Source organism: Oenococcus oeni, assembly GCF_020510245.1.
GTDB classification, from domain to species: Bacteria; Bacillota; Bacilli; order Lactobacillales; family Lactobacillaceae; genus Oenococcus; species Oenococcus oeni.
Genome location: NZ_CP084701.1, coordinates 698,546 through 713,915, shown reverse-complemented (window position 1 = coordinate 713,915; position 15,370 = coordinate 698,546). Strand labels below are relative to the sequence as shown.

Sequence of the window (15,370 nt, the reverse complement as noted above, 5' to 3'; positions counted from 1 at the left end):
GTTTTACCTTGGATATTGGCTGGCACAACAATTGCATTAAATAAAAAACACCATCGGTTTTGTGAACCAGTGGTGTTTTTCGATTCAAAATCAATTTTAAAATTAAAGGAATATTAATCCACCGGCTGGATTGCTGAGATCCGGCTTGTCGGCCTTGACAATTAACTCCTCATTAACAAAGGCCATGATTCCAAGTTGGCTCATTTCACGCCCATAACCAGAATTCTTAACTCCACCAAATGGTAATTCTGGCAAAGAACTCATAAAGTTGTTAACGAAAACCATTCCTGTTTCGATTTGAGAGGCAACTTTAGCACCACGATCAGGATCGCCGGAAAAGACAATACCACCTAATCCGTAATTCGCATCGTTAGCCAGATCAATGGCTTCTTGTTCACTATGAACTTTATAAACTTGAGCAACCGGACCAAACATTTCTTCGGAATAAGCTGGATTATCTTTCCTAATATCCGTCAAAATAGTCGGTTGGAAGAACTGGCCATCCAAATAAATCGGCTCATTCCCGTAATATAATGTTGCTCCATTCTTGATTGCCTGATCAACTTGTTCCTGCAACTTTTCTTTCGCCCGTTTAGAATTCATCGGTGCCAAAGTAGTCGAATCATCCATCGGATCCCCTGGTTTGACTGCAGCGAACTTCTCCTTCAAACGAGTCAGAAATTCGTCATACAAATTATCAGCTACAATAAAGCGCTTGGAAGATGTGCAAACTTGACCAGCATTGTATAGACGTGCCCGCCAAGCAATATCGGCAACCTGATCAATATCGGCATCATCAAGGACGATAAAAGCATCAGTACCGCCAAGCTCCATCGTATTCTTTTTTAAATTTTCCCCGGCTGCCTTGGCAATCGAACGTCCGCCACGCTCGGATCCTGTCAAAGCAACACCTTGAACTCGTGGATCGGCTACCAAAGCAGACGCTTGATCATAATTCAAGAATAGATTTGTAAAACTGCCTTCCGGTGCTCCTGCTTCCTGAACAATCTTGCCAAAGGCATCCGAAGAGCCTGGCGTGTTAGAGGGACCCTTTAGGACCATTGGATTTCCAACAATAAAGTTGGGCGCAAAAACACGCATTATTTGGTAATAAGGAAAGTTCCACGGTTCAACCGCGAAAACAACTCCCGTTGAATGCTTCACAATTTCAGCATCGCCGGTCGCGATTGTCTTGAGTGGCGTCGGTTTTAACATTTCTGGACCGTGATCAGCAAAATAGTCAGCAATCATTGCACAGAGCTCAACTTCGCCTTTTGCTTCGCGAAGAAGTTTTCCCATGTCGTTAACTGCGGTCTTTGCAAGTTCATCTTCATGTTCACGGAATAATTTGGCTATTGTGTGCAACGTAGCGACACGTTTGTCGAGTGGACCGTTACGCCATTTCTTATAAAGAGTATGTCCTTGGGATAATGCTCTTTCAATATCATCCTGAGTCGAAAAATCATATTTTTTAATCGTTTCATTTGTATATGGACTAACTGTTTGGTATGCCATTCATTTCTCCTCATCATGTGAAAAAAATTGATCGATAACCTTCGGATCACCTCCATTTTAGTGGAAGCGTAACCATTAATCAAACCTACTTCTTCACAATCAACATATGAAAGCAGATATAAAAAAGATCGATTTTGGATCTTTTTAGAATTCAGTCGATCTATTGGTAAGATCTTTAATTAGAAACAAAAAAATAAATCCTCATAATTTTCAATTCAAAATACCGCTTTTCTGCCAGTTATCCCAAACGTTTTTCGCGTCAAAAGCTTTGGCTGTCTGATAAGCTCCAACAGATAATTTTTGCCAAAGAGAATTGTCCTGAAAAATTTTGATAACATTATCGGCCAAGCCAACAACGTTACCATTATTAACGAGATAACCGTTAAAAGCATCTCTAACGAAGTTTCTCGGCCCATAATTAGCATCATAAGCAACTACTGGAAGGCCATGACTCATGGCCTCAAGAAGCGACATACTGAAGCCCTCGCCAGTCGAAGTCTGAATGACAAGCTCAGCTTGATCAAGAATGCGATCACGATGAACTCCGGTTGCGTAACTGCAAAAAGCAACCGATCCCTTTAAGCCGGCGTCCACTACCTGCTTTTTCAATTGGGCCATAAAATCGGGCGAGCTTGAATAACCACGGAATTCGAGCGTGGCATCAGATACAATCTGTTTAATGACACCAAAGGCTCTAATTGCCTGTTCAGGATGTTTTTCTTCAGATAAACGACCAAAATAAAGTAACTTATGCGAAACACGCGAAGAGTAATTTTTAGGTCGCTTTGCCAATTGTTCTTGATCGATATAAGTATCCGGAGCCTGATAAATATTCATTTTCGGATAACGTTTTTTTAAATCATTTCTCTGTTCATTTGTCGCGACAATTATGCCGTCGTAAGCAGATGAGTAAGTGGTAAAGAGGGGTTTTAAACCAGTCATGATCTCGCCTCTGACTGGATTCCCAGAATCAGCCGTATGAACATCGTGCAGATATTGAAATTTTTTAATTGCTCCACCGATTCTGGCGATCACATCCGTCATACTCGGTCGATCATTAATAACCACTCCCGGTCTTTGCGCAATTAATTCATTCATAAAAAAAATAAATAATTCATTTTCAGAATCGAACCGCCAATTCCTGCCTCTGTAATCGAAAAGCTTGTACATAGTCGGAAACAGTTTCCCACTGATATTCATCCTGGCAATTTCCATTACAGGTTTTCCTTCCGGGCTGAAAAATCTTTGTGCTCCGGGTTGGCCGTTTGGATGGAAATACTGCGTCGAAGATTTGAAACCACGCCAGTCCCAATAATCGATCGCCGCTATATTACCAAAAGAATCATAATATTCGACACTGCCCACCAAACCGACTGTAAGTGGTGCAATATTCACTTTAGCAGTCGTTCGACCATGATATTTGATCAGAGAATAATTTGGATTGACGCTATCAAGATGATAATCGCGCTTAGAAATAAAAGGTGCAAAACGAACATTTATTTTTTTGCGAGGAACGTTTATCGCTTCCTGAAAATAGTCATACATATTTATAAGCTGATCATCTGAAAGTTCCATCTGCAAGGCTACTTGATGGAAATTGGGATTATAGTTACGGGCAACATAAAAAGCCGTTTGTCCTTCTAAATTAAAAAGTTTCGTCCTTTTGGCTTGGGAAAATTCGGTCCCTGAATTAAAACTAAAAATGTTTTCCGAAGTGAAATAAAAAATCATAGCTTTCCTCCATTTTCAGCCAAACCGAAAAGCAGCGGTGATTTGTAATGAGAAATCTTCTCAGGCCATTTATCCTGAGCATCATCCAACAATTCTCTCCAATCCTGCCAAACTTTTGTTTCAGAATATCGTTTGGAAAGTTCATATGCCCGCTCAGACTTTTTTTGAAGTTCATCCGGATGTTTGAAAAGAAAAATAATTTTCTCGGCCAGCGCATGATAATCGCCATTTGGAACAATATAACCATTTTCTCCATCAACAACTAATTCGTTTGGGCCGTAATTAACATCATAAGTCAAGCCGACATCCCCTTCACTTAAGGCCTCCATCATAGATAAATTGAAACCTTCCATAATCGAAGTTACGGCGAAAATTTGCGCCTTTTTTTCAATCACGGAAACATTCGTCGTATAGCCGTGTACTTTAACCTCATCAGCAAGTCGATAATCTTCGACAGCCTTTTTAATGTCTTGATAAGCTTTGAAATTATCACTACTATCTCGATATCCATAAAGGTCCAAGCTGATGTCAGGAATTTCTTTTTTGGCAATTCCAACTGCTTTAACCAAATCGTTAAGACGCTTTTCGGGAGCGATTCGCGCCAAAGCAACAATTTTATGGGAAAAACGGTCACTCATTGGAATGCGTTGCTCTTGAAAATGTTTCGACGGAATCACGCCAACTGGAATTGTGAAAAGCCTTGCCTGCGGTTTGAAACGTTTGGCAACATCGGCAGTCTGTTTACTGGTTGCACTAATAATCGCATCGTAATCGTTAGTATTCCATAGAGAATATTCATAGTGGTTATTTAAAATAGAGTGCATCTCATCTTCGGCATTCCCAGCCTGGGAATTATGTAAGTGAATCACAGTATAGGCTGGTTTTTTTAAATCACGTAAAGCCCAGTCGCCCAGATGAGTGCGATCGAGAATGAAAACATTTCCTCTTTCCTGGCTGGAATAATCAAAATTAATCGAATCAAGAAAATGTTTAGTCAACTCTTCAATTGTTTGGAAAGTATAAATTGAACCGTTTTTATCAACTAAACGCCAACCGGATTTTTTAAACTCCCCTTTGGCATCAAACTTATTAAAAGATTCCAGCACAGAACGCCTATCCAATGTTTGCCAAGACTCGGTACCGATTTTATTATCAGGTGTATACCACTGGGTTAGGGAAAGAAAACCACGAATATCATAATAATTTACGGCATATAAATTGCCAAAGGCATCGAACATTTCCGTACTTGAAATTCGGTCTTTGGCAAAAGAAAAATAATTGATTCTGCCAAGTAGACGGCGTTGGCTTTCACCGTTGATTTTCTTGATGACCTGCCATGCCAATACACGATTATTTTTCGGATCATTCTCGTATAAATCAACTGCGACACCAAAATCGATATCTTTCGCCTGAATATTTTTTTCTGTCACCTTTTCTGTGCCTTGGAAATAATCAAACATATTGATAACTTCCGCGTCCGAAAGTCCGGAATCTTTAATATCCTTATGAAGTGTTTGCGACCAATCCCTCAAAACGATTTTAAAGGATTCATGATGATCGCGAAACAAAGCTGCTCTTTTTAATTCAGCATGCTCGATTCCAGATTTATTCTTCTGCATATTTGAATTAATAAAAAAATTCATAAATTTATTTTCTCGATTTCCTGACCAAAAGCCGTTACAGAAAAAATTAAGTCTGTCCGGCTTTTATAGCGATCAAATTAATTGGATCGCCCTTAAAATTATTCAAAAACAACCTTGACATGTTTTACCTTATCAAAATTAATTTTAAATAAACTACGGAGATCAATCTCGGCACTTTTAACCGCTCTTGATTTAACTTTTGGATCTTTTTTTACAGAAAGATTGATCCGATTTTCAATCCGCTGATATTCAGCATTTTGCTTCGTCAAAACTTTTGCCTGGTCACCAAACTTACTAATAATCGAAGTGATAATGCCTTCATTGGAACTTAAAATTTCCAATTTTTTTAAATTTAATTTAGTGTTGTATTCCAAAGCCCTTGAAAAAACCAATTTCAAAGTACCCTTATTGTCCAAATTAGATTTTTTGGTATCCAGAGAACTTAAATCCAAATCAATACTAGTCTTGCTGGGAGCGAAAATTTTCATCGAAGAACCGGAAATCAAGCCGTTAATCGTAATACCAAAAACTTTATCAGGATGATTAATTGTTGTAATTTTGTAATTTGAAACGGTTAAAATTTCTAATTTATCCGAGTTTTTAATCTGTTTAATAACTGTCGGACCATAACTGCGTTTGGTTGATGAAGAGAACAAGGAACCGTGCAGGCTTCCAATAAAATATCCGGCAACAAGGGTAATTAATAAAAACAGAATCGCTACAGAAACATATTTGATATTTTTAATAAATTTCATGCGTGGAGTTCCTCCACGTAATTTTTAAAAGTTTCGATACTTTGGTCGTGACCGGTTTGTGTGATTTTTAAAACATGCTGGTCTTTAGAACCCTCTTGAATAAATTTATAAATGAAGTCATCTCGAAAACCAATTCTATCGGCTTCTTTAGGAGTATTCCCGTAGCGAACTTCTTTAATGTTGGCCCAAATAGTCGCTGATAAACACATCGGGCATGGATAAGCACTCGTGTACAAAGTACAATCGGATAGATCACAGGTAGCTAAAACTTTGCAGGCCTTTCTAATTGCGATAATTTCCGCATGGGCAGTTGGATCGAGATTAGCTAAAACCATATTGTGAGCCGCACAGATAACTTCTTGATCGCGGACAATCACAGCCCCAAAAGGACCGCCTTCTTTTAAAACGATATTTTCATTGGCCTGCTCAATCGCAAGCTTCATATACACAGAGTCAGTCATAGTTTAATTCTAACAATGATTTTCACAATCGTTAATCAATCTGATGCTAAACAACTTTCTAAACAAGGCAGAAATCAATCTTTAAGAATTTCGTCATCCTTGAAGTTTTGCTTTTTTTCAATCACACCCTCGTCAGTAAAACGCATCCATTTCCCATCCTTTAACCCATCTTTATAATGCCCAATCTGCCATAAACGAGTAGTATTTTTAAAGAATTGCCACTCTCCCTGCAAATTTTTGCCATCAAAAGGACCACGGGCTTTTATATTGCCGTCCATGAAATAAATTGTCCGAATGCCATCACGGTCCTGAAATTTTGCTTGTCCATTACGATAATGATCAGCTTCATCAGGTTGACCTTTGGCAGAAGCCTTGTTGCCTGTTTGGTCGCCGTTTTTTTTCTTGGCCGCCATCGCCGGTTTTCTACTCTTGCGCTTCAAGATACCAACCACCGGTATCCCCGCATCTTTTTCTTTTTGTATTATTTTTTCTTCATCCATCGCTAAGTTCAACTCCAATTGCTCAAATTTTATTTTCATAAATCCAAACATCCAACGATTTAAAAGGAACCTTCGAACCGAATAATCGCTGGTTCGTATTTGTTAACAAACATAATCGATGAGCTCGTCCGCCAAAAAGTTTCCATAAAACTGCGAAGCGATATTCTTGGACAATATTTGTAAAATGCTCAATTAAGGCGTGGCAGTTGCCAATTAATAAAATTTTCTTCCATCGCATTTTCTTTTTTTGCATTCGGGCGCCTCCTTACTTAATTTTAATGATTGAGATAAACAATTGCATTACGAAAACGCTAGAATTAAAAGAAAAATGGGAGAAGATATGACAGGTATTATAGCTAACGATTTTTTTAAATTAAAATCTACCTCACAATTGACTTATGCCGATGAAAAAGTCTTTTTCGTTGAAAATTCAGTTGACGAAAAGAGGAACAGTTATCAGACCGAAATTAAATCGGTTAACGAAAAAGGGGTTATACAAACTTGGGCCAACGGAAAAGGAATCAACTCAAATTTAGTTGTCGTTCAGGAAAATCTTTACTTCACTGCTCATGACGAAACAAGCAGGAAAAATCAATTATTTTCGGTAAATTTTCATGGTGGTATTCCAACCCAATTAACCTTTGAAAAAACCGATGTGATTAATTTAATCGCCAGTCACGATGGATCAATTGTCTTTTATCAAACAAAAGAATCCGAGCTGGAAAATAAATTCAAAACCAGTGAATTCCCAAAGACAAGGGAAATTAATCGTTTAATTAATCGCTTGGATGGGACCGGTTGGTTTGACGAAAAAGCTGTTTATAGAACATTCGAATTCGATGTTGAAAATCAGGCTTCCAGTCAAATCTTTGAAAAAGACGACCAAATCAATTTTTTGGACGTTTCTAGCAATAATCAGCAGTTACTTTTTTCGGAGAAAAACCAACCAAAAAACGATCTGGATTTCGGCGAAGGAATTTATGCCTACAATTTGACAAATAAAAAAACAACTTTTGTTACCGAGTCGGAACCAGCTGGGCAATTTTACGATGCAAAATTTTCACCAGATCTGACAAAAATTCTTCTGGTCGGCAACGACGAGCACCTCGTTAACAATACAAAACAAGAATTATATCTTTATACTATCGAGAACAAAAAGTTGGTCAACCTCACCCGCCATGCCGATTTTGATATCGACTGCCATCTGGCCGCGGATTTTGAGCAGCAGACTTCCGGTCACGTAATTGCCTGGCTTGATAATGCAAACTATTTCTTCACTGCCGGTTACCATGGACATTCACAGGCTTTTACCGGATCCGGGACACAATTCAGGATTGTTTATAATGAAACAAATCAAATTTACGATTTTGCTCTGCTGCCTAATGCACAGATAGCTTTTTCCATTTCCGCACAGGAAAAAGCTAACGAAATAATTAAATTAGACTTAAAAAATAACGGTCGTTTTAAACTTTATAATCCAAATCTTAAATTCGAGACAACACACGAATATGCCCATGTCGAACATTTTAATTTTCAAACGGAAGATGGTTGGAACCACGATGGTTGGTATATGCAGGCTGTTAATCCGAAAGATCCAAGAAATATTCCAGTTCTTTTGTATGTCCATGGTGGCCCGCACGCGGCCTACGGCGAAAGCTTTTTCCATGAATTTCAAGTTCACGCGAATCACGGATACGCCGTTGTTTTCGTTAATCCCCGTGGATCAACAACTTATGGCCAGGAATTTGAAACAGCCGTTATTGGTCATTACGGAGAAAAAGATTACAGCGATGTGCTCTCGGGTTTGGATTATGCACTTGACCATTTTCCAGAACTAGATCGAAAGCGACAATATATCGCCGGTGGTTCTTATGGCGGTTTTATGACCAGTTGGGCTGTTGGCCATACCAATCGATTCAAGGCAGCGGTTACTCAACGTTCGGTAATAAACTGGATCTCGATGTGGGGTACTTCTGATATCGGCTGGTACTTCAATAAATCTGAATTAGGTCTCGACTTATACGATTCCCAGGGAGTAACTGAATACTGGAAAAGATCGCCACTAGCCTACGCTAAAAATGTCAAAACTCCATTATTGATCCAGCACGGCGAATGGGATATGCGTTGTCCAATTGAACAATCCGAACAATTTTATACTGCTCTAAAACAAAATGGCAACGAAACCAAATTTATCCGTTATCCACAAAGCTTTCACGGCATTTCTCGAGATGGGCTGCCCAGTCTTCGGATTAAAAGATTATTCGACATCCAAGCTTGGATTGATTCACACCAATAATTTCCTCAGACGATTCAGTTCCGAATCGTCTATTTTTTTATTCAAAAATCGTGCCAAAGGTGTGTAAGCGTGACGTTTATTAAAATTAATATCCTCAACCTTTAATATAACTACAAAAAAATTATTTTCTGTCAAGAATAATTGTCCGATTTGCTGAAAATGTCCGGTGGAATGTTTACCGGTTCGCCAAACACTTAATTTAACCTGATCATTAGAGCAGAAGTATTTTCCATTATTATCCTGTTCAACTGGAAAACCATAAAATAATTGAACTTTATATACATTTTTCTTCATAATAAAAAGACTATTTGTTAGCCAAACAGTCCCCTTCTTTTTTGTGGATTAACATTTTCTCCACGCAGATCGGCATAAGTTTTCAATGCCTTCTTTTCTTTATCATTTAGTCTCTTTGGTACTTGGACAATGACCTTAACATATTCGTCCCCAATTCGCGAAGAATTTACATACGGAGCGCCTTTTCCTCGCAACCTGAATTCAGTATCTGTCTGAGTTCCGGCCGGAATTGTTAGTTCGACATCACCGTGAACGGTTTTAACCTTGATCTTGTCACCAAGAGCAGCTTGCACAAAATTAATCGGTTCTTCAAGATAAATGTTTGCTCCCTGACGTTCAAAACCATCCTTGGACTTGCCAACAATAAATTCAACATATAAATCACCATAAGGGCCACCGTGCGTTCCAGCTTCTCCTTGACCAGCCAAACGCATTTGCTGACCAGTTTCAACACCGGCTGGAATTGTGACCTTAACGGTGTGTTCTTTGGAATTGCCACCGCTTTCCTGACGAACATACTTGATTTCGGTTTCTTTGCCAAAAACAGCCTCTTCGAAAGTTAAATTAATTCGATATTGTAAATCGCGGCCTTTTCTTGGTGCGTTTGGATTAAAAGATCCTCCAAACATCTGGCTGAAAATATCACTAAAATCACCAAAATCCTGACCATTAAAATTGAATCCACTCTGTTGGAAACCACCAAAACCACCTTGGCCATTGTTGGCATTTGCACCAGCCTTGCCGTATTGGTCGTAAGCCGCTCGTTTTTGAGGATCGCCCAAAGTTTCGTAAGCTTCTTGAACTTGCTTATACTTGTCTTCCGCTCCTGGCTGATGATTCAAATCCGGATGATATTTCTTTGACATCTTCCGGTAAGCATGTTTTATTTCATCCTGACTGGCACTCTTTGCCACGCCAAGAATTTTGTAATATTCTTCATTATCCATAATTATGTAGGTTGGGAATTTCACCCAACAATTTATTAATTACTTTTTATCGTCTGGATTGACTTCTTTAAAATCGCCATCAACCGTTTTTCCATCGTCACCAGTCTTGCCATCACTGTTAGGTCCGGCTTGTCCAGCCTTGCCAGTTTGTCCGGCAGCACCTGATTGTGGCCCAGCCTGTTGATAAAGTTTCACAGCCAATGCTTGAGCGGCCTTTTCAAGAGCGTCTTTCTTCTCTTTTAAGGTCTCGATGTTATTTGAGTCCTTGGCTTTCTTCAACTCATCCAAAGCATCTTGTACCGGTTTCTTATCAGAATCACCAAGTTTATCGCCAACATCGGACAAAGTCTTCTCACTAGAGAAAATCAATTGATCAACCTGGTTATGCAAGTCGACTTCCTCTTTCTTCTTCTTATCTGCTTCCTCGTTGGATTCAGCATCTTTAACCATCTTGTTGATTTCATCTTCAGATAGATTTCCAGGATTTTGAATCGTAATCTTTTGACTCTTTCCGGTTCCTTTATCTTTGGCAGAAACAGAAACAATCCCGTTACGATCAATGTCGAAACTGACTTCAATTTGTGGAACACCACGTGGTGCAGCAGGGATATCGGTCAATTGAAAATTTCCAAGTGTCTTGTTGTCGGCAGCCATTGGACGCTCACCTTGCAAAACATGAATATCAACAGCCGGCTGGTTATCGGCAGCAGTCGAGAAAACCTGCGACTTAGAAGTTGGAATAGTCGTATTACGGTCAATTAACTTGGTCATTACTCCACCCATTGTCTCAATACCTAATGACAAAGGAGTAACATCAAGCAACACAACATCTTTAACATCCCCGGTAATAACGGCACCTTGAATTGCGGCACCAAGAGCAACGGCCTCATCCGGGTTAATCGAATGGTTTGGTTCCTTACCGGTTAATTCTTTAACCGAATCTTGAACCGCCGGAATACGAGTCGAACCACCATTTAAGATAACTTCATTAATGTCAGAGAAGCTCAAACCGGCATCTTTCATCGCATTTTGAACTGGACCCTTTGCACGTTCAACCAAATCAGCAGTCAACTGATTAAATTGTGCACGCGTTAAAGTCTTATCGATATTCAAATTTTGATGAATAAATGGCAACAAAATCTGTGCTTCATTTGCAGAAGACAAAGTTTTTTTGGCCTTTTCAGCCTCATCCTTCAAACGTTGAAGAGCCAAAGAATCAGTTGAAAGATCAACTCCATTCTCTTTTTTGAAATCTTCGACAAGCCAATCGATAACTTTTTGATCAAAATCATCACCACCAAGATGAGTATCACCGTTAGTCGAAAGAACTTCAAATACTCCATCACCCAGTTCCAAGATGGAAACATCAAAAGTTCCACCACCAAGATCGTAAACAAGAATCTTTTGATCTTTGTCCAGCTTGTCCAAACCAAAGGCTAAGGCAGCAGCAGTCGGTTCATTAATAATACGCTGAACATTCAACCCGGCAATCTTACCAGCATCTTTGGTTGCCTGACGTTGTGCATCGTTAAAGTAAGCCGGGACCGTGATAACAGCATCATTAACTGTTTCTCCGAGATAATCCTCTGCATACTTTTTGATATATTGCAAAATCATCGCAGAAATTTCCTCAGGACGGTATTCTTTGCCGTTAGCCTTAACACGATAATTACTTTCACCCATATGACGCTTAATAGACGAAATTGTTTCCGGATTAACAATTGCCTGCCGCTTAGCAACATCCCCTACTTGAATTTCACCGTTTTTAAAAGCAACAACTGATGGAGTGGTACGTCCACCGTCTGGATTTGTAATAATTTTTGGCTGGCTGCCTTCCATAACGGCAACAGCTGAATTAGTAGTTCCTAAATCAATACCAATAATTTTTGACATTCGAAGTCCTCCTCATTTCGTATAAACACTAACCATTGCCGGACGCAGAACCCGGTCATGCAATTGATAACCCTTTTGCAAAACAACGGCAATTGTATCCTCTTTTTGCTTTTCGGGATCATCAATAGGTGTCTTTTGAATTGCATTGTGAAGATTTGGATCAAACTGATCACCAGCTCTGCCAATTTTAACGATACCGTTATCGGTCAAAGCATTGCTTAAAGATTTGTAAGTCAGTTCAACACCATCCTGAATCTTTTTTGAAGCGGGATCGTCAGCACTAACAGACAATGCACGCTCTAAATTATCAAGTGCCGGCAAAATACTTTTCGCCAAATCCTGTCCCTCGTACCTGAGAATACTGGCACGTTCTTTATTAAAACGTTGCTGCATATTCTGCATCTCCGCTTCAGCGCGATAGAACTTGTCCTCATAGTCAACTGCCGGTTCAGCATCGGAAACAGCTGAAGACGAAGCTGCTGCTGAAGCCGAATTTTTTTCATCGGCTGCATTCGAATCACGCTTGGATCCTTTCACTGCTTTTTCGATTTCCTCTTCAGTTGCTGACTGATTGTTCTTTTCTGCCTGCGATTTCTTTTTTTCTACCAAAAGATCACCTCAATTCGTACCTGAAAATAATAAACAATATTGGTCAAATAGTCAAGATTGGTCAAACATTTTTTTGAGATAAGATTAAATCATGAAAAAAATTTCAATCAGATTAGCCAAAGACAAAGATATTCCGGAAATTATGGAGATTATCAAATCGGCCAAATCACGTTTGAAAGCTGCCGGATCTCCCCAATGGCAAGGCATATATCCAGACGAAAATTCTTTCAAAACGGATATCGATAAAAATTGGTCCTACTTGCTGATTGTCGATAAAGAAATTGCCGGAGTTGCCGCCTTGATGCAGATTCCAGAAAAAAGTTATGAAAAAATAGAAAACGGCAGTTGGCTGCAGGAGAATAACTTGCATTACACAACAATCCATCGAATAGCAATTGCTGATCAATTTGCAGGTCGCCACCTGGCAACAATTTTCTTTCAATTATTAATCGAAGAATCAAAAAAACTTGGTTTTAATCAAGTTCGTTTTGATACCCATCGGCTTAATTATGCCATGCAGCATCTCGGAGAAAAATTATCCTTTCAAAAACGAGGCATTATTTACGTGAATGAATATCAAGACAATGCCAGAATTGCCTATCAGTTAATAATTGATAAATAGTATATGGGATCAAGAGTAATTCTTGCTTTTTGGTATCTCTTTTAAAAGATCCAGACTATCGATTCGATCCTGCTTTAATTGATCAATTAATGCTTCGGCATTAGCATATTTCACCTGTTCGCGCAGAAAGGAAATCCAATAAACGATAATTTCTTCGTCATAAACATCGGCTGAAAAATCGAACAAATTAATTTCAATCGTTATTGGATTGTCACTACCAAAAGTTTCATTACGGCCAATTGAAGCCATGCCGTTAAAAGACCTACCGGCAAGCGGACCGGTAACAATTTTTGTTCTGACAGCGTAAACACCACTTTTGGGCAATAATTGTTTCTCCTCCAAAGCCTGATTAGCAGTCGGGAAACCAATCCGGCGGCCGATTTGATTGCCATGAACAACGAAACCGACTGTCTGAAATTGATAACCTAGTAATTCGTTAACAGCCTGAAGATCTCCCTCAGATAGTAAGCGACGAATTCTCGTTGATGATATCTTGCCAAAATAATCCGAACATTCTCCGACCGTATAAACCTCGAAACGTCCATTGGCATATCTTGGTAAATGCTTCATATCAGCCTTGTCCTTCAGAGAACCATATGTATGATCGAAACCGGCAACTACAACCGAGGCACCGAGTTTTGCCAAATAATTATCAACGTAATCCTCCGGGCTTTGCGAACCGAACGTTAAATTATAATCAATCAAAAAAATGGTATCAACGCCTAATTTCTCAAGCATTTGCATTTTTTGCCGAAAAGGAAGAATTGGAACCTTTAAAACGGGGTCATTAACGTAAAATCCAGCCGGAGATTGAGAATAAGTTAAAAGAGCAAGTTTTAAATGTTGTTTATCGGCAATTCTTTTTGCCTGTTGAATAACTGCTCGATGGCCTAAGTGAAGTCCATCGAAATATCCCATTGCCAAAACAAATTCTTTTTTCTTGGCACTATATTTATTCGGAAATTGCAAATTAATGATCTTCATGAATCAGCATCTTTTTTGGCTTATAAAATCCATCCTGTTTTTCATAAATAGCCTGAAAACTATTATTGTAAAAAATTTTAACTGGTGAAACAGAAATCGGTAATTCTTTTAGCCAACCGCCATTTTTAATAAGCTGCCAGTCATCGCTGCCAACCGAATACTTCGGTAGCGTTGGTAAGAGCTTTTCCATTGGAATAATAAATTTCCTAGGTGTTTTGCTGGCTAATATTTCTTCTAAATTAATCGAATTTTTAACATCGTATCCATCCGCCTCGATACGCCTCAGTCTCATCATTGTGGCCGGTAAACCTAATTTTGCGCCAAAATCTTCGATTAGAGTTCGTATGTAAGTTCCTTTTGATACAGTTGCAACAAAATTAATATATTCCTGGCCCTTGCTAGCATCGAATTTTGAACCGCCAACCTGTTGAAATTCCATCACTTTTATTTTTCTGGATTTTCGTTCGATAGTTTCACCCTTTCGAGCTAATTCGTATAAATGTTTTCCACCAACTTTAACAGCCGAATACATCGGTGGAAGCTGGTCGGAACTTCCAAGGAAACTATCGAAAGCGGCTTTTTTTTTAAAATCGGCGATTGCTTCTTTTAAAAACTGCATCTCAGTTACCTGACCATCCATATCCTGGGTGTCGGTTTTTAATCCGAGAATCAAAGTACCGCGATATTGCTTTTGATTTTCTTGAAGATAATCAATTAATTTCGTTGCTTTGCCCAGTACAATCACAAGCAATCCGGTAACAGAAGGGTCAAGTGTCCCGGTGTGTCCAACTTGCTTTTGTTGGAATATTTTTCTTAATTTAGCAACCACATCAAAACTGGTCAAACCTGCTGGCTTATCAACCAAAACAATTCCGTTATACATTCCATCTCCCTGCCAAATTATTTATTTAATGAGACCCACTAAAAAATATCGGCGATTAAAGCCATCTAAAAAATCAGTATTTTTCATAAATCCAACAACCCACGACTACAATTTTACTTCAGTGACAGGAACTTTAAAAAACATTTTACGAAGGAATTTTTTACAGTTAACAGGTTGGCACTTGCCCGGATTAAAAGATATTTTCCATAAAAAAAGACGAGCCAAGGTTCGCCTTAA

At 39.0% G+C, this 15,370-nt stretch carries 15 protein-coding genes; 2 read left to right on the top strand and 13 right to left on the bottom strand.

Annotation, left to right across the window (positions count from 1 at the left end):
- Positions 1-102: 102 nt before the first annotated feature.
- The 7 genes from J3U91_RS03730 to J3U91_RS03700 form a co-directional block, all read right to left on the bottom strand.
- Positions 103-1,515 carry an NAD-dependent succinate-semialdehyde dehydrogenase gene (locus J3U91_RS03730; RefSeq protein WP_002819172.1) on the bottom strand — a complete coding sequence of 471 codons (1,413 nt, stop codon included), beginning with the start codon at positions 1,513-1,515 and terminating at the stop codon, positions 103-105.
- A gap of 210 nt (positions 1,516-1,725) precedes the next feature.
- The gene (locus J3U91_RS03725) at positions 1,726-3,246 is read right to left on the bottom strand and encodes a glycosyltransferase (RefSeq protein ID WP_002819173.1); all 1,521 of its coding nucleotides are present in this window, start codon (positions 3,244-3,246) and stop codon (positions 1,726-1,728) included.
- A complete protein-coding gene (locus J3U91_RS03720) occupies positions 3,243-4,889 on the bottom strand; it encodes a glycosyltransferase (protein WP_002819175.1) in 1,647 nt (548 codons plus the stop codon). Before J3U91_RS03720 ends, J3U91_RS03725 begins: the two co-directional genes overlap by 4 nt.
- 98 nt (positions 4,890-4,987) lie before the next feature.
- On the bottom strand, positions 4,988-5,644 hold the full coding sequence (locus J3U91_RS03715) for a DUF4230 domain-containing protein (protein ID WP_002819177.1): 657 nt from the start codon (positions 5,642-5,644) through the stop codon (positions 4,988-4,990).
- Positions 5,641-6,087 carry a nucleoside deaminase gene (locus J3U91_RS03710; RefSeq protein WP_002819179.1) on the bottom strand — a complete coding sequence of 149 codons (447 nt, stop codon included), beginning with the start codon at positions 6,085-6,087 and terminating at the stop codon, positions 5,641-5,643. The genes J3U91_RS03715 and J3U91_RS03710 overlap by 4 nt, the downstream gene beginning before the upstream one ends.
- A 92-nt stretch (positions 6,088-6,179) precedes the next feature.
- Positions 6,180-6,605 (bottom strand): toxin-antitoxin system YwqK family antitoxin, encoded by a 426-nt coding sequence (locus J3U91_RS03705; RefSeq protein ID WP_002819180.1) that lies wholly within the window; start codon positions 6,603-6,605, stop codon positions 6,180-6,182.
- Positions 6,606-6,627: 22 nt separating this feature from the next.
- Positions 6,628-6,858 carry a hypothetical protein gene (locus J3U91_RS03700; protein WP_002819181.1) on the bottom strand — a complete coding sequence of 77 codons (231 nt, stop codon included), beginning with the start codon at positions 6,856-6,858 and terminating at the stop codon, positions 6,628-6,630.
- Between the two features lie 87 nt (positions 6,859-6,945).
- Here J3U91_RS03700 and J3U91_RS03695 point away from each other — a divergent pair, with 87 nt between their 5' ends.
- Positions 6,946-8,901, top strand: coding sequence for an alpha/beta hydrolase family protein (locus J3U91_RS03695; RefSeq protein ID WP_002821054.1), 1,956 nt, complete (start codon positions 6,946-6,948; stop codon positions 8,899-8,901).
- Here the strand turns inward: J3U91_RS03695 and J3U91_RS03690 are convergent.
- From J3U91_RS03690 to grpE, 4 genes are read right to left on the bottom strand one after another with little or no spacing between them, the layout of a single operon-like run.
- The gene (locus J3U91_RS03690) at positions 8,890-9,195 is read right to left on the bottom strand and encodes a DUF7671 family protein (protein WP_002819184.1); all 306 of its coding nucleotides are present in this window, start codon (positions 9,193-9,195) and stop codon (positions 8,890-8,892) included. The genes J3U91_RS03695 and J3U91_RS03690 overlap by 12 nt on opposite strands.
- A 17-nt stretch (positions 9,196-9,212) precedes the next feature.
- Positions 9,213-10,142: a DnaJ C-terminal domain-containing protein gene (locus J3U91_RS03685; RefSeq protein WP_002819185.1), complete on the bottom strand. Its 930-nt coding sequence runs from the start codon at positions 10,140-10,142 to the stop codon at positions 9,213-9,215.
- 39 nt (positions 10,143-10,181) lie between these two features.
- Positions 10,182-12,035: a molecular chaperone DnaK gene (gene dnaK, locus J3U91_RS03680; protein WP_002819191.1), complete on the bottom strand. Its 1,854-nt coding sequence runs from the start codon at positions 12,033-12,035 to the stop codon at positions 10,182-10,184.
- Positions 12,036-12,047: 12 nt separating this feature from the next.
- Positions 12,048-12,644, bottom strand: coding sequence for a nucleotide exchange factor GrpE (gene grpE, locus J3U91_RS03675; RefSeq protein ID WP_002819192.1), 597 nt, complete (start codon positions 12,642-12,644; stop codon positions 12,048-12,050).
- A 91-nt stretch (positions 12,645-12,735) separates the two neighbouring features.
- Between grpE and J3U91_RS03670 the strand changes: the two genes are divergently transcribed.
- Positions 12,736-13,266, top strand: a complete 531-nt coding sequence (locus J3U91_RS03670; protein WP_002819194.1) for a GNAT family N-acetyltransferase — start codon at positions 12,736-12,738, stop codon at positions 13,264-13,266.
- A gap of 9 nt (positions 13,267-13,275) precedes the next feature.
- Here the strand turns inward: J3U91_RS03670 and ribF are convergent, their stop codons facing one another.
- Together ribF and truB are read right to left on the bottom strand one after the other, a co-directional pair.
- Positions 13,276-14,250, bottom strand: a complete 975-nt coding sequence (gene ribF / locus J3U91_RS03665) for a riboflavin biosynthesis protein RibF (protein ID WP_002819195.1) — start codon at positions 14,248-14,250, stop codon at positions 13,276-13,278.
- Positions 14,237-15,133, bottom strand: a complete 897-nt coding sequence (gene truB, locus J3U91_RS03660; protein WP_002819196.1) for a tRNA pseudouridine(55) synthase TruB — start codon at positions 15,131-15,133, stop codon at positions 14,237-14,239. The genes ribF and truB overlap by 14 nt, the downstream gene beginning before the upstream one ends.
- Positions 15,134-15,370 lie beyond the last annotated feature (237 nt).